Raw genomic sequence first — 17,508 nt, forward strand, 5'->3', positions numbered from 1 at the left:
CCACCCACAACTACACGAACAAACACGTCCCGTCGTCGAGGTGGCGCTCTTACAGACCGCCGCCCTCCAGCAGGTGGCCGACGCCGGTCAGCCGCACCACCTCGCTCGCGAACAGCTCGTCATCCTCGCGCGCCCTGTCGGCCTCGCGGGCCGCCGCGCGCCCGGCCGAGTCGTCCTCGCCCAGGAGTTCGGCCGCCTCGTCCAGCAGCGGGACGTCGCCGACCGTCCACTCGGCGTCCGGGGGCCGCAGCAGAGCCCGGTGGTCGAGCCCCTCCGGCACGGTCCTGGCCAGCGCGTGCGGGTCGGCGAACGTCTCGCCGATCAGGCGCCGCGGGGTCAGCTCCGGCCAGAGGCCGTCGACCGCGCGGCGTACGCCCTCATCGGCCCACAGGCGCTCCGAGCCCAGCCTGAGGTCGGTCTCGTCGAGGTCGCGATCCAGCTCCAGCGGCGCGTACTCGGGGTCGTCCAGGTCCTCGATGCGCAGCGCCGCCTCCAGGGCCCGCGCCTCGGCCGCGACCAGTTCCTTGAGCAGCTCGGTCACGAACAGCTTGCGGGCCATGTTGTGCGGCAGGCGGACCGCGCGGGCCCGCCGCCGCAGCGCGGCGCACGTCTCGTGCGCGACCCGCAGCGGCAGGCCGTCGTAGAGGATCTCCAGGTCGCCCTCGGGCAGGCGCTGACGGTCGCGCACCGCCGCCGCCACGAAGCCGGCCATCCGCAGGTCGCCCTTGACCAGCGCGGCAGGGGCCGGGTCATGCGCGGTGGCCCGCACGCCGGGGAACAACTCGCCCACCGTCGCCATCACCACCTGCGTCTCGCCCAGCGCGGGCAGCACCTGGCCGATGTAGCGCAGGAACATGGGGTTCGGGCCGACCACGAGCACGCCGCGCCGGTCGAGCGCGCCGCGGTGGGTGTAGAGCAGGTACGCCGCCCGGTGCAGGGCCGCGACCGTCTTTCCGGTGCCGGGCCCGCCCTGCACCACCAGCGCCCCCTGGAGCCCGGCCCTGATCACCCGGTCCTGCTCGGTCTGGATGGTGGCCACGACGTCGGTCATCCGGCCGGTGCGCCCCCGGCGCAGCGCCGCCAGCAGCGCGGCCTCGCCGACCAGGTCGCGGCGGTCGTGCTCGCTCATCCCGGCCAGGTCGAACACCTCGTCGTCCAGGCCCACGACCGTGCGCGCGCGGGTGTGCAGGTGGCGGCGCCGTACCAGGCCTGCGGGGTCGGCGGGGGTGGCGATGTAGAAGGGGCGCGCGGCCGGCGCGCGCCAGTCGACGAGGACGGACTCGTGCTCGTCGTCGCGCAGGCCGATGCGGCCGATGTAGACGGTCCGGCCGCCGCTCTCGTCGACCCGGCCGAAGCACAGGCCCCGCTCGACCGCGTGGAGCTGGGCCAGGCGGCCAGCCTGCTCGCCCGCCGTCACCTCGCGTTCGACCAGCATCCGGGCGGTCAGTCCCGCCCCGCCGCCGCCATGCACCTCGCGCAACGCCCGTTCGGCCCGCTCGCGCGCGAGGTCGAGCCTGCCGTACAACATCGTGACCTTGACCTGCTCGGACGCGATCGCCTCAGCCAGAGCACTTTGACGATTGGACATCGCGTGGTATACTCCTTACTGGAGATGTGTAGCCACCAAGCAAACTCTCCCTATACTACCGCGTGCGGTCGCACGCGGTTTTCGCGTCTTACGACCGTTTTACGGCATGCGGCATTGACTCCCCGGTAGATCGAGGAGGCATGCCATGACCGACATAGACCCTGTCCGCGTGATCCCGCGCAAACTCATCATCGGCGCCGTCGCCGCGCTGGTGATCACCACCGCCGGCGGAGCGGGCGTGGCCACCGCGGCCAGCGCCTCGCCCACCCCCGCCCCCAGCGACAGCGCCACCCCCACCGAGACCCCGGCGCCCACCGACGACCCGACCGCGCAACCCCCGAGCGCGGCCCCGGAACCACCCAAGCGCGCCCACCTCAGGGCCATGGGCGGCATCCGCAGCGAGGTCGTCGTGCCCAAGGCCGGCGGCGGCTACCAGACCGTCGCCACCCACACCGGCGAGGTCACCGCCACCGACGCCGACAGCATCACCGTCAAGAGCGAGGACGGCTTCTCCCGCGAGTACGCCGTCAACGACACCACCCGCGTCAGCGCCGGCCGCGAGGGACTCGGCGGCGTCAAGAACGGCGACACCGTCCACGTCACCGCCACCGTCGAGGGCGACAGCGCCACCGCCCAGCAGGTCACCGACCTCACCCGCCCGGAAGCCGGGCCCGAGACCCTGCCCGGCCACTTCAAGGTGCTGCCCGGCATCATGCCGCCCGACATCGCCATCAAGAAGCGCCTGCCCGAGAGGGACTGACGGGCACGCTGCTAACTTCGAGGCCGTGTCCGCTTACCTGACCGAACTGTTCTCCCTGGCCGGTCGGCGCGCCCTCGTCACCGGCGGCAGCTCCGGCATCGGCTACACCATGGCCGAGGCCATCGGCCGCGCCGGCGCCGAGGTGGTCATCGTCGCCCGCCGGCGGCCCGAGCTGCGCCGGGCCGCCGACCGGCTGGCCGCGCACGGGGTCAAGGCCTCATGGATCAGCGCCGACCTCGGCGACCGGGCCGATCTCGACCGGGTCGTCGAGGAGGGCGGCGAGATCGACATCCTCGTCAACGACGCCGCCAACAACATCCGCAAACCCATGGCCGAGCTCACCGACGACGACTACGAGCAGACCATCGCGCTCAACCTCACCGCCCCCTACCTCCTCGGCCAGCACCACGGCCCCCGCATGGCCGCGCGCGGCTGGGGCCGTATCCTCAACATCGGCTCGCAGCAGACCAACAGCGCCTTCGGCAACAGCGGCGTGTACGGCGCCGCCAAAGCCGCCATCGCCGGCCTCACCCGCTCCCAGGCCGAGGCCTGGTCCCGCGACGGCGTGTGCGTCAACACGATCATCCCCGGCTTCGTGCTGACCCCGCTCACCGAACCTGCCCAGGCCATCCCCGGACGCACCGAGGAACTCGCCGCCCGCCACATGAGCGGCCGCAACGGCCTGCCCGCCGACTTCGCCGGCGCCGCCGTCTTCCTCGCCTCCGCCGCCTCGGCCTTCGTCACCGGCCAGCAGCTCTTCGTCGACGGCGGCTTCTCGGTGCACTGACAGCAGTGCGCCCTGGGGATCGTCCGGCCGGCGGAGGGGCGCTGCAGGGGTTTCGTCCCAGGTGAGGACGCCCATGCGGTCCGGCGCCAAAGGTCAACGCCTTTACGTTGTAGATCTATTGCGCCGGGCCCGGTACGCGGCGGCCTTGGCGCGGTTCTGGCAGGCCAGCCCGCAGAACCGGCGCGAGGCGTTGCGTGTGACGTCGAAGAACACCAGCTCGCAGCCCGCCGCCTGACACGCGGCCAGCCGCTCCCCCTGCCCCACGCCGATGACCATCGCCAGCGCCGTGCCCGCGTCCGCGGCCATCGCGCCGGCCACGTCGGCCTCGACCGCGTGAAAGGCCAGGACCGGGGGCTCGCCGTGGAGGTTGGGTACGGCGCCGTGCCGTACCAGGAGGGTGTTGAGCTCGGCCACGCCCGCGTACGGGCCGTCCGCGAAGGCGGGGCGCAGGGCCGTGGCCACCCCGGCCAGCCGGTCGGTGTCGAGCGGGCCGCCGTCACCCTCGGCGCGGGGGTGGCGGGCGCGCCAGTCCGCCAGCGCGGGTTCGAGGGCCGCCAGCCGTTCGGGCGCCGTCGCCGGAAGGGGCCGGGTACGGCCCTGCGTGTGGTCGACGGCGAGGGCGTTCACCAGCACGACGGCCAGCTCCGCCCACCGCCCGACATAACTGTCTATTTGGGATTGACCAGTGATGCGCCACACGTCTATCGTCACTGCCATAACCTTATTAGACAGTGAGAGGACGCCTCATGTCCACGATCTCCAGGCTTGCCCGCAGCATGTGGCACCAGCTGGAGCCCGTCCACGCCGCCGTCTACTTCGCCCCGCAGGCCTTCGAGCGGGCCGGGAAGCTCGGCTACGACGTCGAGTCGCGCTGGCCGAGCTACTTCGCCTGGCGCACCGCGCCGCTGGGGACGGCCGGCCCGCACCTGGTCGGCGCCGCCTATTACAGCTTCAGCCCGGCCATGGTCGCCGGGCACGTACCCGGGATCTGGGCGACCGCCTCCCCCTCCGAGGTGCTGACGGCCCGTCTGGAAGCCGTGGACCACCTCTGCCGCGACTGGCTGGGTGACCATTTGACCTCGCCCGGCCTGGCCGAGGCCGCCGGGCTGGCCCGGTCCGCGGCCGAGAGCATCACCACGCCGGGACGCCCCCTGGCCGCCGCCAACCTCGACCAGCCCTGGGCCGCCGAACCGCACCTGGTGCTCTGGCAGGCGGCGACCATCCTGCGCGAGCACCGCGGCGACGGGCACCTCGCCGCGCTCCAGGCGGCCGGGCTGGACGGCTGCGAGTCGCTCGTCTCCTTCGCCGCCATCGGCGCCGCGCCGGTCGAGACCTTCGCCGGGCGCGGCTGGAGCTCCGAAGAATGGGCTGCCGCCGCGGAACGGCTGCGCGAGCGCGGGCTCATCGGCGCCGACGGCCAGGCCACCGGCGCGGGACACGCGCTGCGCGACCAGGTGGAACGTATGACCGACGACCTGGCCGCCGCGCCGTGGCGCAGCCTGGGCGAGGAACGCGCCCAGCGCCTGGCCCAGCTCAACGGCCCCGTCCTGGGCGCCGTCTTCCAGGCCGGCGTGCTGCCCATGACCAGCACGCTGGGCATCGCCACCGTCAAGGCCCCGGCCTGACGATGGTCGAGCGACTGACGGGTGAGTGCGCGCGGGCCCGCGTCGAGGCCCTGGTCACGGTGTACCGGGAGGCGTTCGGGCCGCCGCCGTGGAACGAGGGCGAGGACGAGGTCGGCGCCTTCCGCGTGCGGCTCGACGAGGACTCCCGCCGGCCGGGGTTCGTGGCGGTGCTCGCCACCGCGGACGGCCGCCCCTGCGGATTCAGTACGGCCTTCCCCACCCCCTCGCCCCTCCCCCGGCGCAGGTCCTACGGGTGGGCGGCGGAGATCGCCGGGACCGAGCGGCTGACCGGGGCGCTGGAGGTGACCGAGCTGGCCGTCTCGCCGCACGCCCGCGGCCGGGGCCTGGCCGGCCGCATGCTGGACGACCTGTGCGCCGGGGCGCCGCGCCGCTGGCTGCTGACCTCCACGCAGGCGCCGGACGCCGTCCGCCTCTACGAACGGCTGGGCTGGCGGCGGCTCAACGACGGGCCTGGGGCGATCGTGTTCACCTGGGATATGGTTGCCCCAGACGTTAACGGTTAAGGGCTGGGGACAGTGAACGACCTGGACGCCACGCTATCAGCGCTCGCCGACCCGACCCGGCGCAAGGTCGTCGACCTGCTCCGGGAGGGGCCGCGACCGGCCGGGGAACTGGCCGAGGCGGTCCAGATGAGCGCGCCCGCGCTCAGCCGGCACCTGCGGGTGCTGCGCGCCGGCGGGCTGGTCCAGGCCGAGACCGGCGACGACGACGCCCGCCTGCGCCTGTACTCCCTGCGCCCCGAGCCCTTCACCGCGCTGCAGGCCTGGCTGGACCAGGTCCAGGCGTTCTGGGCCGAGCAGCTCGGCTCGTTCAAGGAGCACGTGGAGCGCGACCGGTGAGCGGGAGCACCGACTCGGTCACCGTGAGCGTGACGGTGGCCGCCGATCCGGGCACCGCGTTCCGGGTGTTCACCGACGAGATCGACGCGTGGTACGTGCGCGGGCCCTACAGCTGGGTCAACGCCGAGCGGGCGGCGGGGATCAGGTTCGAGGACGGCTACCTGCGCGAGGTCTGGACGGACGGCGGGCACGTCGACACCGGCCGGATCCTCACCTGGGAGCCGCCCCGGCGCCTGGTGTGGGCCGACCTGCTCAACGACGGCGCGATGGAGATCGAGGTGGAGTTCCGCGGGGTGACCGGCGGCACCGAGGTGGTGCTGGTGCACCGCGGCCTGGACACGCTGCCACCGGACGTGGCGGGGCGGATCCGCCGCGGATACTCCTGGAACATCGGCCTGAAGTGGTACGCCGAGGTCCTCGGCCGCTGAACGGTCAGCGTCTGCCGTACTTCTTGTGCGCGGCCTGTTTGCTGACCCCGATCGCGTCGGCGATCGTCGCCCAGGGCAGGCCCGCGACCCGCGCCCGCCGGACCTGCACCGCCTCCATGCGCTCGATCTCGCGCCGCAGCGCGGTCGTGGCCCGCAGGGCCAGCAGCGGGTCCTCGTCCTGTGCCTGCCGTACCAGGCCTGCCAGGTCGTTCGTCATGGACTAAAGGTAGTCCAGCAACAGCGTGGTGATCACCTTCGGACGTTCCAAGGACGGCAGATGACCCGCCCAGTCGAGCTCCACGAGCCGCGCGTCCGGCAGGTTCTCCGCCAGGTGGCGGGCGCTGCGCCGGAAGTGGAGCAGGTCGTGGGCGCCGCCGACGACCAGGGCGGGCACGCCGATCCCGGCGAGCGTGAAGTCCGGCTCGAACTCGTCCACGTCGCGGCCGAGCTGCAGCGAGAAGGCGTTCGCCTGCATCTCCACGACCAGGGCGCGGGCCTCGTCCGTGGTGTGGGGGCCGAGCCACGTGTCCGCGTTCAGCTCGGCGGCGCCCCTGATGTCGCCCAGCTCCAGCAGCCGGTCCTCTTCGGCGCCGAACGCCTTCATGTCCTCGGTCTCCGGTACGTCGGAGGAGCCCGGGTTGAGCAGCACCAGGCGGGTGGCGCGGCCCTGCTGGGCCAGCTGGAGGGCGATGCGGCAGCCGTAGGAGGAGGCGACGATCGCCACGCGCCCGTGACCCTCCGCGTCCAGCACGTCCGCGACGTCCCCGCAGGTGCTGAACGGCTCCGCCGCCTCATACGGGGTACGGCCGAAGCCCCGGTAGTCAGGGCTGATGACACGGAAGCGCTCGGTCAGCTCCGCCGCCTGGGGCTCCCACATGCGGGAGTCGGCCACGCCGGAGTGCAGCAGGAGCACCGGGTCGCCGGATCCGGCGGCGCCGTACCAGATCGTCATCGTGCCTCCAGGACCAGGCGGACGCCGAGCCCGATGAGCACGACGCCGGAGATCTGCTCCAGGCGGCGGCGCACGGACGGGCGGGAGAGCACCGCCTTGGCGCGCACGACCGTCCAGATGACCAGGCCGTACCAGAGGGTGTCGACGAGCACCCAGATGACGGCGAGGGCGACGAGGGTGAGCGGCACGTTCTGGCCCTGGGGTACGAACTGCGGCAGGAACGACATGGCGAACACCGCGGCCTTGGGGTTGGCCAGGCAGGTGCCGAGGCCGGCGAGGTAGGACCGGCGCCAGCCGTCCACGGCCACGGGTTCGGCGAGCTCGGGACCGGCCGCGTCCCGGCGGCGCTTGCGGGCCTGCCACAGCGACTGCGCGCCCATGTACAGCAGGACTCCGGCGCCGGCCACGCGCATCACGTCGTATGCGAGCTGGGAGGCCAGCAGCAGCGCCGACAGGCCGAAGGCGGCGGCCAGGGCCCACAGGAAGATGCCGGTCTCGTTGCCGAGGGTGGCGGCCATGCCGGAGCCGCGGCCCGCGCGCAACGTCTGGCGCAGGATGATCGCGGTGCTCACCCCGGGGACCATCGCCACCAGGACGCACGCGCCGATGAACGCGAGAAGATACATGGCGGCCATACTCGCACGTGCCCGGACATGTCAGCCGTAGATTTTCCCCAGCTCGGCGACCGCCTCGGCCATCAGCTCGCGCAGCTCAGGGGGCCCGAGGACCTCCACGCTCGCGCCCATGCGCAGCAGCAGCCACCGGGCGTGGGTGATCGACTCGATGGGCACCGTGAGCGTGCGCCGGCCCTCGGCGTCCGGCTCGCCCGCCGCCGCCAGCGCCCCGGCCACCACGTCGTCGCCCATCGTGTACGCCAGCAGCTTCTCGATGCCGGGCGCCGTCCTGATCACCGCCTCGGCCGTGTACATGCGTTCGCGGAACTCCTGCGCGTAGGCCCGCCAGAAGCCGCCCAGCTCGAAGCCGTCCGGCCGCTCGAAGGAGTGCCCGCCAGGCTCGGCGGTCAGGACGCGCGAGACCCGGTAGGTGCGCGGATCGCCGCCCCCGGCCGGAGCCGCCACCAGGTACCAGGAGCCGCCCTTCAGCACCAGCCCGTACGGATGCACGAGGCGCTCGACCACCTGCTGCCCCCAGCGCCGGTAGGTCATCCGCACCGCCCGCTGCTCCCACACCGCCTCGGCCACCACGCTCAGCAGCGGCACGTCGTCGGCCCCCCGGTACCAGCCGGGCACGTCGAGCAGGAACCGCTCACGCATGCGCGAGGCCTGCGAGCGCGGCTCGGGCGGCAGCGCCGCCAGCAGTTTGAGCTCGGCGTTGGCCACGACCTCCGACAGCCCCAGTTCCGCAGCCGGGCCGGGCAGGCCCGCCAGGAACAGCGACGAGGCCTCCTCGGCGGTCAGGCCGTTGAGCCGGGTGCGGTAGCCGTCGAGCAACTGGTAGCCGCCGGCCGGGCCGCGGTCGGCGTAGACCGGGACGCCCGCCGCCGACAACGCGTCCACGTCGCGGTAGACGGTCCTGACCGACACCTCCAGCTCCCCGGCCAGCTCGCCGGCCGTCATCCTGCCCCGCGTCTGGAGCAGAAGGAGCAGGGAGAGCAGGCGGCTGGCGCGCATGTCAGCACCCTACGCGATAGGTTTCTCGCCGCCTCGCCGGCGGAGTCCGAGGCCTGGTCACGCGCTAGCTCGTACCGGAGCACGGCGGGTGCCGGGGCGGAGTCAGGCAAACTGCTGCCAGGCCAGCCGGGTGACCATGGCAGCCACGACGATCAGCAGCACGATCCGGACGAACGAGGCGCCGCGCTTGAGTGCCATGCGGGCGCCCAGGCGGGCGCCGGCGATGTTGCACACCGCCATGCCGAGACCCAGCGCCCACAGCACGTGCCCCTGCAGCCCGAAGACGACGAGCGCGCCCACGTTGGTCCCGATGTTGATGATCTTCGCGGTGGCGCTGGCGTTGACGAAGTCGAGGCCCAGGATGGTGGTGAACGCGATGATGAGGAAGGTGCCGGTGCCCGGCCCCATGATGCCGTCGTAGAAGGCGATACCCACGCCGCCGACCGCGACCGCCGCGACCACCCGCGCGTTGGTGCGCAGGTGCGGCTTCGGCACCTGGCCCATCGCGGGCCGCAGCGTGACGAACGCCGCCACCCCCAGCAGCACCACCATGACCACCGGCCGCAGCACCTCGGCGCTGATCGCCACCGCGGCCGTGGCCCCGAGCCCGGAGCTCAGCACCGCCAGCGCCCCCGCCGGGATCGCCACCTGCCGGTCCAGCTTGGTGGAGCGCACATACGTGATGGCGGCGGTGGTGGTGCCGAAGACGGACGACAGCTTGTTGGTCGCCATGGCCTGCACCGGCGGGATGCCCGCCACCATGAGCGCGGGCAGTTGCAGCAGCCCGCCCCCGCCCACGACCGCGTCCACCCATCCGGCTCCCGCGGCGGCCACGAGCAACACGACGACCTGTTCCAGCGACACGCCACTCCCCCGTCACGGCCCACACGGACCGCAAAGAGGGTACAAACCCCACCCGAACTCCCCTGCACCCGGGGTCACCCGCGCCATCGGCGGCGCGTGGGCCATCACAGGAGATCACGCCTCTCCCCGGCACCCGGGGCGGCGTAGGTACCGCTTCCTGAGTGCCGGGGAACCGGAGGGGGTCAGCGCGGGAGGAGCGTGCGCTTGCGGCCGGCGAAGACGTCGTCGATCAGGCCGTAGGTGCGGGCCTGCTCGGCGGTGAAGATGCGGTCGCGTTCGAGGTCGCGCCGGATCTCCAGCTCGTTCCTGCCGGTGTGCCGGGCCAGGATGTACTCCTGCTGGTCGCGCATGCGCAGGATCTCCCTGGCGTGGATCTCCAGGTCGCTCGACTGCCCGCGCCCGCCCTCCGTGGACGGCTGGTGCAGCAGCACCCGGGCGTGCGGCAGCGCCGCCCGCTTGCCCGGCGCCCCGGCGGCCAGCAGGACGGCGGCGGCCGAGGCGGCCTCGCCGATGCAGACGGTCTGCACCTCGGGACGCACGTACTGCATGGTGTCGTAGATGGCGGTCATGGCGGTGTGGGAGCCGCCGGGCGAGTTGATGTAGAGCTGGATGTCCTGGTCGGGGTCGATCGACTCCAGCGTCAGCAACTGGGCCATCACGTCGTTGGCGCTGGTGTCGTCGATCGGCGTGCCGAGGAAGACGATCCGGTCCTCGAACAGCTTGTTGTAAGGCGTCATCTCCTTCATGCCGTAGGAGGTGCGCTCGGTGAAGGAGGGCAGGACGTAGCGTCCGCTCATGGTCAGTTCACCCCGCTGCTGGAGATGTGGTCGACGAATCCGTACTCCAGGGCCTCCTGCGCGGTGAACCAGCGGTCGCGGTCGGAGTCCTCCCTGATGCGCTCCAGCGGCTGCCCGGTGTGGAAGGCGATGAGCTCGGCCATGCGCCGCTTCGTGTACATCAGGTTCTCGGCCTGGATCTGGATGTCGGTGGCCGACCCGCCGATGCCGCCGAGCGGCTGGTGCATGACGATCCGGGCGTTGGGCAGCGCGTAACGCTTGCCCGGCGCGCCGCCGCACAACAGCAACTGCCCCATCGAGGCGGCGAAACCCATCGCGACCGTGGCCACGTCGCAGGGCACGAACTGCATCATGTCGTACAGCGCCATGCCGGCGGAGACGGAACCGCCCGGTGAATTGATGTAAAGGGTCACGTCGCGCTTCGGGTCCTCGGCCGCGAGCAAAAGCAGCTCACCACAGAGCCGATTACAAATCTCGTCGTCGACCTCCTGGCCGAGAACGAGGATGCGCTCCTTCAGCAAACGCTGGCCCAACTGCTCCGGCCACTGCTTCGTCTCTGTCATGACCTGCCTTTCCGTCGACGTGCAATTACTTCCGACGGTAGACCCGGCGGCCTTGAATTCGGCTTTCTTTTCGCTCACGGGGGATTTCACCAAAGGCGTATTATGCCGTGCGCGAATTTCGTCGACATACAATGCACCCTGTGAGAAAGAACCTCGCCAGGCGGTGGGCCTGCCTGGTGCTCGGCGGCGCGCTGCTGATGCCGTACATGATGGCCGGGGTGCTGATGTCCGGCGTGCTCAGCGGCGGCAGGCGGGTGCCCGACCTGCTGCTCCCCGTCGAGTTGGGCGTGTTCGCGGCGGTCCTGCCCGTCGTGGCGCTGACCGGGCTGTTCCTGCCGGTGCGCGCGCTGGAGGTCAACGCCGCGCAGGGACTGCTCGGCGTGCACGTCGACACCCCGCCGCGCCAGGCCCGGCGCAGCTGGCAGGAGCGGCGCCGCACCGCCGCGTGGTTCACGCTCCACCTGGGCGTCGGCGGGATCATGAGCGGCTGCACGCTGGCGATCGTGCCGTTCACACTGTGGACGCTGCCGTTGCCCTGGCGCGGCGCCACCTGGCTCGGATACACCGTCGAGCCCGGCTGGGCCGCGCTGCCCTGGACGCTGGCCGGGCTCGCGCTGCTGGTCGCGCTCGTGTTCGCGGTCGCGGGGTCCGGGGCGCTGCTGGCCAGGCTGGCGCCCGTCCTGCTCGGCCCCACCCCGGGCGAGCGGCTGGCCGCCGTCGAGGAGCAGGCGCGCGGCCTGGCCGAACGCAACCGGCTCGCCCGCGAACTGCACGACTCCGTCGGCCACGCGCTCAGCGTCGTCACCCTCCAGGCCGCCGCCGCTGGGCGCGTCCTGGACCGCGACCCCGCCACCGCCCGCGCCGCGCTGGCCGCCATCGAGCAGTCCGCGCGCTCGGCCCTCGACGACCTCGACCACGTGCTCGGCGTCCTGCGCGAGGACCGCGGCGGGCACGGCGGCCACCGTGGCCACGGCGGCACCGAGCCGCAGGCCACGCTGGCCGACCTCGACGCGCTGGTGCGCGCCTCGGGCGCCGAGGTGCGCGCGGAGGTGGGCGACCTGAGCGGGGTGCCCGCCGTGGTGTCGCGCGAGGCGTACCGCATCGTGCAGGAAGCGCTCACCAACGCCATCAAACACGGCCATGGTCCGGTACGGCTGGCGGCAGCCGTACAGGGAGACGATCTGAAACTCGAGGTCAGCAACCCCGCGGCGGCCCGGGAGGGACGCGGCGGCGGGCGGGGCGTGACCGGGATGCGCGAGCGCGTCCGGCTCCTGCGCGGAGAGCTGGAGGCCGGGCCCGCCGAGGGCGGCTGGCAGATCTCGGTACGGCTGCCGCTACGGTCGAGCCCATGACAGTCAGGATCGTGATCGCCGACGACGAGGACCTCATCCGCGCGGGCCTGCGCGTCATCCTCGACTCCGAGCCCGATCTCAGCGTCGTGGGCGAGGCGGCCGACGGGGCTTCGGTGGTCCCGGTGGTGCGGCGCGAGCGGCCCGACGTGGTGCTCATGGACGTGCGGATGCCCGCCGTGGACGGCATCCAGGCCACCCGGCGGCTCGTCGCGATGGAGGAGCCGCCGAAGGTGCTGGTGGTGACCACGTTCGAGAACGACGACTACGTCTACGACGCGCTGCGGGCCGGCGCCGACGGGTTCCTGCTCAAGCGGACCAGGCCGGAGGAGCTCGTGAGCGCGATCAGAACGGTGGCCAGGGGCGAGTCGCTGCTGTTTCCCGCGGCGATCCGGGCGCTGGCGGGCAGCCGTCCGCGCGTGCGGGTGCCGGGGATCGAGCGGCTGACCGGGCGCGAGGGCGACGTGCTGCGGCTGATGGCCAAGGGGCTGTCCAACGGCGAGATCGCCGCCGAGCTGGTGGTGAGCGCCGAGACGGTCAAGACGCACGTCGGCAACGTGCTGACCAAGCTCGGCGCCCGCGACCGCACCCAGGCCGTCATCGCCGCCTACGAGTCGGGGTTCGTCAGCCCGGCCTGAGGCGTCACCTGCTCGCGCGCAGGATCTCGGCGGCGGGCAGGCCCGAGCTGTCGGCGGCGCTCATGCCGGTGGCGGCCAGGTGGGCGTCGACCAGGCGCAGCCCGACCGCGTACCCGGCCATGTCGGGGATGCCGCGCGGCTCCCCGCCGAACTTGCGCACCGCGCTGTCGCCCAGCACGTACGCGGGCGTGTGCCGCATCCCCTCCAGATCGATGTCGGCCATGATCTTGCGATAGGCGTCCTCCAGCGGCTCGCCGCTCACCATCGACGACCACGGCCCCATCGCCGGCGGCCCGGACAGCTCGCGCACGAACGCCTCCGCCAGCCCCTCGGCCACGATGTGCTCGCCGACCGTGACGGTCTCCGGGTCCCACACGACGTTGTGGTAGCGGATCTGGTGGTGCATCTCGTGGACGGCGCAGTGGGCGATGCGCTCCACGTTCTCGTCCGTGGGCCAGGCCAGCAGGTAGAGCCAGCCGGGGGCGCCGCCCATGCCGTAGTAGCCGCGGGCGGTGGTCATGAGGTGTTCGTTGTCGGGGTTGCCGAGGACGAACATGACGCGTACCCGCTCGGGCTGCTTGAGGTGGGCCAGGCCCGCGCCGGCGCGCTCCAGCTCCTTCTCTACGCGGCCCTTGAGGTCGATCGAGATCAGCCGCTCGATGGCGGGCAGGTAGCGCGGGTCCTCGATGTCGGCCCGGAAGCCGCCGCCCTCGTGGTGGATGTCGACGAGGTCGCCGGGGAACGGGATGATCTCGCCGACCGGGGCGAGCATCTCGCGCAGCAGGTCCGGCCGTTCGGGCAGCGGGGCGCGCAGGATCGCGGCCATCGCGTCCAGGTTGTCGTGAACGATGATTTCCATGCCGGCGACGCTAAACCCTCCCGTTACGGGAGGGTCAAACCGGTTTCAGATGGGGTTGCCCTCGCCGGACTCGTCACCCGGCGTCGGCCCGGGGGTGCCGCTGCCGCTCTGGCTCGGCGACGGTGACGGCGTCGGCTGCTGCGGCTCCGGCGTGAGCGGCGTCGGCGGCGGCGTCGGCACCTGCACCGTCGGCGGCAGCGGGCGTGGCAGCGGCTCGCTCTCCTGCCTGCCCAGCAGCAGGACCAGCGCGATCACCACCCCGACCAGCAGCAGCGCCAGCAGAACGGCCAGCGCCAGCAGCACGCGCCGCGCGGTCTCGGTCAGCGGCCTGGCCGCGCCCGGCCGCCCCGGCAGCGCCGGAGCCCGGTCCCCCAGCCAGTACGGCACGAAGTCCGGCCCGTGCGCCTGCCCGATCAGCGTCCCGCCGACCATGACCGGCTCCAGGAAGCGCTCCGCGCCCGGCCGTCCCGGCAGGTACGGCACCGCCACCCAGGGCGCCACCCCGGCGTCCATGGCCAGCACCTGGGGCGTGCCGTCGAGCACCGCCGCCCGGCCCGTGGCCCGGCCCAGCCAGCCCCGCACCCCGGCGGGCGCCGACTCGCGCACGGCGGTGACGAACCGGTCGCGCGCCGCCGCGTCCAGCGCCGCGCCCTTCGTCAGCACGGCCAGCGACACCGCCCGCCCGTCCTGGGCCTGACCGAGATAGACGAACCCGGCGGGCAGGACGTGCAGGCGCGCCTGCACGGTGAAAGGGCCCAGGGAGGGCGGATCACCGTGCTGCAGCGGACTGGCCACCCACCCATGAAAGCACAGCCGGCCTGCCGCGCCGGCGAGAGCGGGGCCGCCCGGCCGGGGGTGCCTCCGTGCGCGTTCGCGGCGCGTTTGGTGAAATGGCACCCATGACCGTCGCTGAAGAGCTGCCCAGCGGAACCGACCCGGCCGTGCTGCGCAAAACGCTGGACGAGGTCCGGCGCGTCATCGTGGGCCAGGAGCACATGGTGGAGCGCCTGGTCGTGGCCCTGCTCGCGCGCGGCCACTGCCTGCTCGAAGGTGTGCCGGGCGTGGCCAAGACCCTGGCCGCCGCCACGCTGGCGACGGTGGTGGGGGGCACGTTCGCCCGCATCCAGTTCACCCCCGACCTGGTGCCCAGCGACATCGTCGGCACCCGCGTCTTCCACCCGTCGAGCGAGAAGTTCGACGTCGAGCGCGGCCCGGTGTTCGTCAACTTCCTGCTGGCCGACGAGATCAACCGCGCCCCCGCCAAGGTGCAGTCGGCGCTGCTGGAGGTCATGGCCGAGCGGCAGGTCACGCTGGCCGGCGTCACGAACCCGCTGCCCAAGCCGTTCATCGTGCTGGCCACGCAGAACCCGATCGAGTCCGAGGGCGTCTACCCGCTGCCCGAGGTCCAGCGCGACCGCTTCCTGTTCCGCGTACGCGTGCCGCACCCGAGCGCGCACGAGGAACTGGAGATCCTGCACCGGATGAGCGTGGCGCCGCCGGTGCCCGAGCGGATCCTGGAGCCGGACACGCTGATGGCGCTGCAGGAGCAGGCCGAGCAGGTCTCGGTGCACCAGCTCGTCGCCGACTACGTGGTGCGCCTGGTGATGACGACGCGCTCGCCCGCCGAGTACGGCCTGCCCGACCTCGCCGAGATGATCGAGATCGGCGTGAGCCCGCGGGCCACGCTGGGACTGGTGTCCGCCGGGCGGGCGCTGGCGCTGCTGCGCGGGCGCGACTACCTGCTGCCCGACGACGTGCGCGACGTGGCCGTGGACGTGATGGCGCACCGGCTGATGCTGACGTTCGACGCGCTGGCCGACGGGGTGGATCCGGAACAGGTGGTCAGGCAGATCCTGCACGCCGTACCGCCGCCTCTGGTGGTCTGGAACCAGAACCGATGAGCGAGGCGGGAGCCGTACCTCCGAAGAAACGCGGCGCCGAGCACGCGCTGCGGCGGCTGGAGCTGACCGTCACCCGGCGCCTGGACGGGCTGCTGCACGGCGCGCACCAGGGACTGCTGCCGGGGCCGGGCAGCGAGGCGGGCGACAGCCGCGTCTACGTGCCCGGCGAGGACGACGTGCGGCGCATGGACTGGGCGGTGACGGCGCGCACGACGGTCCCGCACGTGCGGGACCTGATCGCCGACCGCGAACTGGAGACGTGGGCGCTGGCGGACCTGTCGGCCAGCATGGACTTCGGCACCGCCGACACCGACAAGCGCGATCTCGTGGTGGCGGCGATCGGCGCGATCGGCTTCCTGTCCAGCCGGATGGGCGACCGGTTCGGCGCGCTGGTGCTGCACGAGGAGTTCATCCACCGGCTGCCGGCGCGCACGGGCCGCCCGGCCCTGTACGGGCTGCTGCACGCGCTGATGGACGCGCCGCGCGGCGGTCCCCGGCAGGACGCGCCGGACCTGGCCGAGGGCATCGACGTGCTGGCGGCCACGCGCAGGCGGCGCGGCATGCGGCTGGTGGTCTCCGACTTCCTCGACGCCCGGCCGTCCCTGGACCCCGACGCCGAGCGCCCCTGGGAGCGCCCGCTCCGGCGGCTGGCGGCCCGGCACGAAGTCCTGGCGGTCGAGGTGATCGACCCCCGCGAGCTCGAACTACCCGATGTCGGGCAAATCGCGTTCACTGATCCGGAGAGCGGGAAGGTACGCGACGTGCACCTTTCACCCAAGGTACGGCAGGCCTACGCCGAGGCCGCGGCGCTGCAGCGCGAGGGCACGCGGGCCGCCCTGCGCCGGGCCGGCGTCGCCCACCTGGTGCTGCGTACCGACCGCGACTGGGTGTTCGACGTCGCGCAGTTCGTGCTGCGCCGCCGCAGGATGGCGCACCTCGCCCACCGGAGGGGCGCGTGACGTTCCTGTCCCCGGCCTGGCTGTGGCTGTTCGCGCTGGTGGTGGCGCTGATCGGCGGCTACGTGGCGGCCATGTTCCTGCGCCGGCGCTACACGGTGCGCTTCACCAACCTCGCCCTGCTCAACCTCGTCGTCCCCGAGGGCCCCGGCTGGCGCCGGCACGTGGCGCCCGCGCTGTTCCTGGTGATGATGTCGCTGCTGGTCATCGGCGCCGCCCGGCCCGCCGACCAGGTACGGGTGCCGCGCGACCGGGCCACGATCATCATCGCGCTGGACGTGTCGCTGTCGATGGAGGCCGACGACGTCCAGCCCAACCGCATCAGCGCCGCCAAGGCCGCCGCCCAGGCCTTCGCCCGCGACCTGCCCGAGCGCTTCAACGTGGGCGTGGTCGCCTTCGCCCGCTCGGCCAACGTGGTCATCTCCCCCACCACCGACCACCAGGCCGTGGTGACCGCCATCGGCAACCTGACCACCCGGCCGGGCACCGCGATCGGCGAGGCCGTCTTCAACGCGCTCGACTCGATCCGCTCCTTCGACCAGCAGGCCGCCACCGACCCGCCGCCCTCGGCGATCGTGCTGCTGTCCGACGGCGACAACACCTCCGGCCGCTCGGTGCCCGAGGCGATCGAGGCCGCGACGTCCGGGCGCGTGCCCGTCTCCACCATCGCGTACGGCACGCAGGAGGGCACCGTCTCCATCGACGGCCGGGAGGTGAACGTGCCGGTCAACAAGCAGACGCTCCAGTCGTTGTCCGAGGGCACCAACGGCCGCGCCTACGCCGCCGAGTCGGGCACCGAACTGCGCGAGGTCTACGAGCAGATCGGCACCTCGCTCGGCTTCAAGCTCGTCAACCAGGAGATCAGCCAGTGGTTCATCGTGGCCGCGGTGCTGCTGGGCGCGCTGGTGGCCGGTGCCTCGGTCTGGTTCGGTGCCCGGATCCCGTAACGT

General features: G+C 72.8%; 22 protein-coding genes. 11 read left to right on the top strand and 11 right to left on the bottom strand.

What is annotated here, in order from left to right:
• Positions 1 to 49 precede the first annotated feature (49 nt).
• Positions 50 to 1,588: a HelD family protein gene (locus tag ACFWY5_RS41800; RefSeq protein ID WP_379638161.1), complete on the bottom strand. Its 1,539-nt coding sequence runs from the start codon at positions 1,586 to 1,588 to the stop codon at positions 50 to 52.
• 145 nt (positions 1,589 to 1,733) lie between these two features.
• On the opposite strand from ACFWY5_RS41800, the gene ACFWY5_RS41805 reads away from it, so the two are divergent.
• Entirely contained in the window at positions 1,734 to 2,348 is a 615-nt protein-coding gene (locus tag ACFWY5_RS41805; RefSeq protein ID WP_379638162.1) for a hypothetical protein, read from the top strand.
• Between the two features lie 25 nt (positions 2,349 to 2,373).
• On the top strand, positions 2,374 to 3,135 hold the full coding sequence (locus tag ACFWY5_RS41810; RefSeq protein ID WP_379638163.1) for an SDR family NAD(P)-dependent oxidoreductase: 762 nt from the start codon (positions 2,374 to 2,376) through the stop codon (positions 3,133 to 3,135).
• A 102-nt stretch (positions 3,136 to 3,237) separates the two neighbouring features.
• Here ACFWY5_RS41810 and ACFWY5_RS41815 read toward each other — a convergent pair whose 3' ends face one another.
• Entirely contained in the window at positions 3,238 to 3,852 is a 615-nt protein-coding gene (locus ACFWY5_RS41815) for a CGNR zinc finger domain-containing protein (RefSeq protein WP_379638164.1), read from the bottom strand.
• 29 nt (positions 3,853 to 3,881) lie between these two features.
• On the opposite strand from ACFWY5_RS41815, the gene ACFWY5_RS41820 reads away from it, so the two are divergent.
• Genes ACFWY5_RS41820 through ACFWY5_RS41835 form a run of 4 tightly spaced genes read left to right on the top strand, consistent with a single transcriptional unit; the run spans position 3,882 to position 6,048 of the window.
• A complete protein-coding gene (locus ACFWY5_RS41820) occupies positions 3,882 to 4,760 on the top strand; it encodes a hypothetical protein (RefSeq protein ID WP_379638165.1) in 879 nt (292 codons plus the stop codon).
• 2 nt (positions 4,761 to 4,762) lie between these two features.
• A complete protein-coding gene (locus ACFWY5_RS41825; protein ID WP_379638166.1) occupies positions 4,763 to 5,284 on the top strand; it encodes a GNAT family N-acetyltransferase in 522 nt (173 codons plus the stop codon).
• 12 nt (positions 5,285 to 5,296) lie between these two features.
• The gene (locus ACFWY5_RS41830) at positions 5,297 to 5,620 is read left to right on the top strand and encodes an ArsR/SmtB family transcription factor (RefSeq protein WP_379627803.1); all 324 of its coding nucleotides are present in this window, start codon (positions 5,297 to 5,299) and stop codon (positions 5,618 to 5,620) included.
• On the top strand, positions 5,617 to 6,048 hold the full coding sequence (locus ACFWY5_RS41835; protein ID WP_379638167.1) for an SRPBCC domain-containing protein: 432 nt from the start codon (positions 5,617 to 5,619) through the stop codon (positions 6,046 to 6,048). Before ACFWY5_RS41830 ends, ACFWY5_RS41835 begins: the two co-directional genes overlap by 4 nt.
• Before the next feature lie 4 nt (positions 6,049 to 6,052).
• Here the strand turns inward: ACFWY5_RS41835 and ACFWY5_RS41840 are convergent, their stop codons facing one another.
• The 7 genes from ACFWY5_RS41840 to ACFWY5_RS41870 form a co-directional block, all read right to left on the bottom strand.
• Positions 6,053 to 6,265 (bottom strand): hypothetical protein, encoded by a 213-nt coding sequence (locus ACFWY5_RS41840; protein ID WP_379627807.1) that lies wholly within the window; start codon positions 6,263 to 6,265, stop codon positions 6,053 to 6,055.
• 3 nt (positions 6,266 to 6,268) lie between these two features.
• The gene (locus ACFWY5_RS41845) at positions 6,269 to 7,000 is read right to left on the bottom strand and encodes an alpha/beta fold hydrolase (protein ID WP_379638168.1); all 732 of its coding nucleotides are present in this window, start codon (positions 6,998 to 7,000) and stop codon (positions 6,269 to 6,271) included.
• Positions 6,997 to 7,626, bottom strand: coding sequence for a LysE family translocator (locus tag ACFWY5_RS41850; protein WP_379627813.1), 630 nt, complete (start codon positions 7,624 to 7,626; stop codon positions 6,997 to 6,999). The genes ACFWY5_RS41845 and ACFWY5_RS41850 overlap by 4 nt, the downstream gene beginning before the upstream one ends.
• Positions 7,627 to 7,656: 30 nt before the next feature.
• Entirely contained in the window at positions 7,657 to 8,631 is a 975-nt protein-coding gene (locus tag ACFWY5_RS41855) for a helix-turn-helix transcriptional regulator (RefSeq protein ID WP_379627815.1), read from the bottom strand.
• Between the two features lie 102 nt (positions 8,632 to 8,733).
• Positions 8,734 to 9,495, bottom strand: coding sequence for a TSUP family transporter (locus ACFWY5_RS41860; RefSeq protein ID WP_379638169.1), 762 nt, complete (start codon positions 9,493 to 9,495; stop codon positions 8,734 to 8,736).
• Positions 9,496 to 9,677: 182 nt separating this feature from the next.
• Positions 9,678 to 10,292 (bottom strand): ATP-dependent Clp protease proteolytic subunit, encoded by a 615-nt coding sequence (locus ACFWY5_RS41865; protein WP_379627820.1) that lies wholly within the window; start codon positions 10,290 to 10,292, stop codon positions 9,678 to 9,680.
• Positions 10,293 to 10,294: 2 nt separating this feature from the next.
• Positions 10,295 to 10,855, bottom strand: coding sequence for a ClpP family protease (locus ACFWY5_RS41870; RefSeq protein ID WP_184968951.1), 561 nt, complete (start codon positions 10,853 to 10,855; stop codon positions 10,295 to 10,297).
• A 140-nt stretch (positions 10,856 to 10,995) separates the two neighbouring features.
• On the opposite strand from ACFWY5_RS41870, the gene ACFWY5_RS41875 reads away from it, so the two are divergent.
• Positions 10,996 to 12,207: a sensor histidine kinase gene (locus ACFWY5_RS41875; protein WP_379638170.1), complete on the top strand. Its 1,212-nt coding sequence runs from the start codon at positions 10,996 to 10,998 to the stop codon at positions 12,205 to 12,207.
• Complete coding sequence (locus ACFWY5_RS41880) at positions 12,204 to 12,842, top strand: response regulator (RefSeq protein WP_379638171.1); 639 nt, start codon at positions 12,204 to 12,206, stop codon at positions 12,840 to 12,842. Before ACFWY5_RS41875 ends, ACFWY5_RS41880 begins: the two co-directional genes overlap by 4 nt.
• A gap of 4 nt (positions 12,843 to 12,846) precedes the next feature.
• Here the strand turns inward: ACFWY5_RS41880 and ACFWY5_RS41885 are convergent, their stop codons facing one another.
• Complete coding sequence (locus ACFWY5_RS41885; RefSeq protein ID WP_379638172.1) at positions 12,847 to 13,701, bottom strand: DUF2268 domain-containing protein; 855 nt, start codon at positions 13,699 to 13,701, stop codon at positions 12,847 to 12,849.
• Positions 13,702 to 13,746: 45 nt separating this feature from the next.
• Positions 13,747 to 14,496: a hypothetical protein gene (locus tag ACFWY5_RS41890; protein WP_379624458.1), complete on the bottom strand. Its 750-nt coding sequence runs from the start codon at positions 14,494 to 14,496 to the stop codon at positions 13,747 to 13,749.
• A gap of 104 nt (positions 14,497 to 14,600) precedes the next feature.
• On the opposite strand from ACFWY5_RS41890, the gene ACFWY5_RS41895 reads away from it, so the two are divergent.
• Genes ACFWY5_RS41895 through ACFWY5_RS41905 form a run of 3 tightly spaced genes read left to right on the top strand, consistent with a single transcriptional unit; the run spans position 14,601 to position 17,505 of the window.
• The gene (locus ACFWY5_RS41895) at positions 14,601 to 15,602 is read left to right on the top strand and encodes an AAA family ATPase (protein ID WP_379638173.1); all 1,002 of its coding nucleotides are present in this window, start codon (positions 14,601 to 14,603) and stop codon (positions 15,600 to 15,602) included.
• Complete coding sequence (locus tag ACFWY5_RS41900) at positions 15,599 to 16,561, top strand: DUF58 domain-containing protein (RefSeq protein WP_379624462.1); 963 nt, start codon at positions 15,599 to 15,601, stop codon at positions 16,559 to 16,561. Before ACFWY5_RS41895 ends, ACFWY5_RS41900 begins: the two co-directional genes overlap by 4 nt.
• The gene (locus ACFWY5_RS41905; RefSeq protein WP_379638174.1) at positions 16,558 to 17,505 is read left to right on the top strand and encodes a VWA domain-containing protein; all 948 of its coding nucleotides are present in this window, start codon (positions 16,558 to 16,560) and stop codon (positions 17,503 to 17,505) included. Before ACFWY5_RS41900 ends, ACFWY5_RS41905 begins: the two co-directional genes overlap by 4 nt.
• Positions 17,506 to 17,508: the final 3 nt, after the last annotated feature.

The sequence above is a fragment of the Nonomuraea sp. NPDC059007 genome (assembly GCF_042740555.1).
Classification (GTDB): domain Bacteria; phylum Actinomycetota; class Actinomycetes; order Streptosporangiales; family Streptosporangiaceae; genus Nonomuraea.

What these genes read in the sequence shown, in the direction of transcription:
- ACFWY5_RS41805 (WP_379638162.1), top strand. Translation starts at nt 1,734, where the DNA reads ATGACCGACATAGACCCTGTCCGCGTGATCCCGCGCAAACTCATCATC.
- ACFWY5_RS41820 (WP_379638165.1), top strand. Translation starts at nt 3,882, where the DNA reads ATGTCCACGATCTCCAGGCTTGCCCGCAGCATGTGGCACCAGCTGGAG.
- ACFWY5_RS41845 (WP_379638168.1), bottom strand. Translation starts at nt 7,000, where the DNA reads ATGACGATCTGGTACGGCGCCGCCGGATCCGGCGACCCGGTGCTCCTG.
- ACFWY5_RS41855 (WP_379627815.1), bottom strand. Translation starts at nt 8,631, where the DNA reads ATGCGCGCCAGCCGCCTGCTCTCCCTGCTCCTTCTGCTCCAGACGCGG.
- ACFWY5_RS41840 (WP_379627807.1), bottom strand. Translation starts at nt 6,265, where the DNA reads ATGACGAACGACCTGGCAGGCCTGGTACGGCAGGCACAGGACGAGGAC.
- ACFWY5_RS41885 (WP_379638172.1), bottom strand. Translation starts at nt 13,701, where the DNA reads ATGGAAATCATCGTTCACGACAACCTGGACGCGATGGCCGCGATCCTG.
- ACFWY5_RS41900 (WP_379624462.1), top strand. Translation starts at nt 15,599, where the DNA reads ATGAGCGAGGCGGGAGCCGTACCTCCGAAGAAACGCGGCGCCGAGCAC.
- ACFWY5_RS41850 (WP_379627813.1), bottom strand. Translation starts at nt 7,626, where the DNA reads ATGTATCTTCTCGCGTTCATCGGCGCGTGCGTCCTGGTGGCGATGGTC.
- ACFWY5_RS41800 (WP_379638161.1), bottom strand. Translation starts at nt 1,588, where the DNA reads ATGTCCAATCGTCAAAGTGCTCTGGCTGAGGCGATCGCGTCCGAGCAG.
- ACFWY5_RS41825 (WP_379638166.1), top strand. Translation starts at nt 4,763, where the DNA reads ATGGTCGAGCGACTGACGGGTGAGTGCGCGCGGGCCCGCGTCGAGGCC.
- ACFWY5_RS41865 (WP_379627820.1), bottom strand. Translation starts at nt 10,292, where the DNA reads ATGAGCGGACGCTACGTCCTGCCCTCCTTCACCGAGCGCACCTCCTAC.
- ACFWY5_RS41895 (WP_379638173.1), top strand. Translation starts at nt 14,601, where the DNA reads ATGACCGTCGCTGAAGAGCTGCCCAGCGGAACCGACCCGGCCGTGCTG.
- ACFWY5_RS41815 (WP_379638164.1), bottom strand. Translation starts at nt 3,852, where the DNA reads ATGGCAGTGACGATAGACGTGTGGCGCATCACTGGTCAATCCCAAATA.
- ACFWY5_RS41880 (WP_379638171.1), top strand. Translation starts at nt 12,204, where the DNA reads ATGACAGTCAGGATCGTGATCGCCGACGACGAGGACCTCATCCGCGCG.
- ACFWY5_RS41870 (WP_184968951.1), bottom strand. Translation starts at nt 10,855, where the DNA reads ATGACAGAGACGAAGCAGTGGCCGGAGCAGTTGGGCCAGCGTTTGCTG.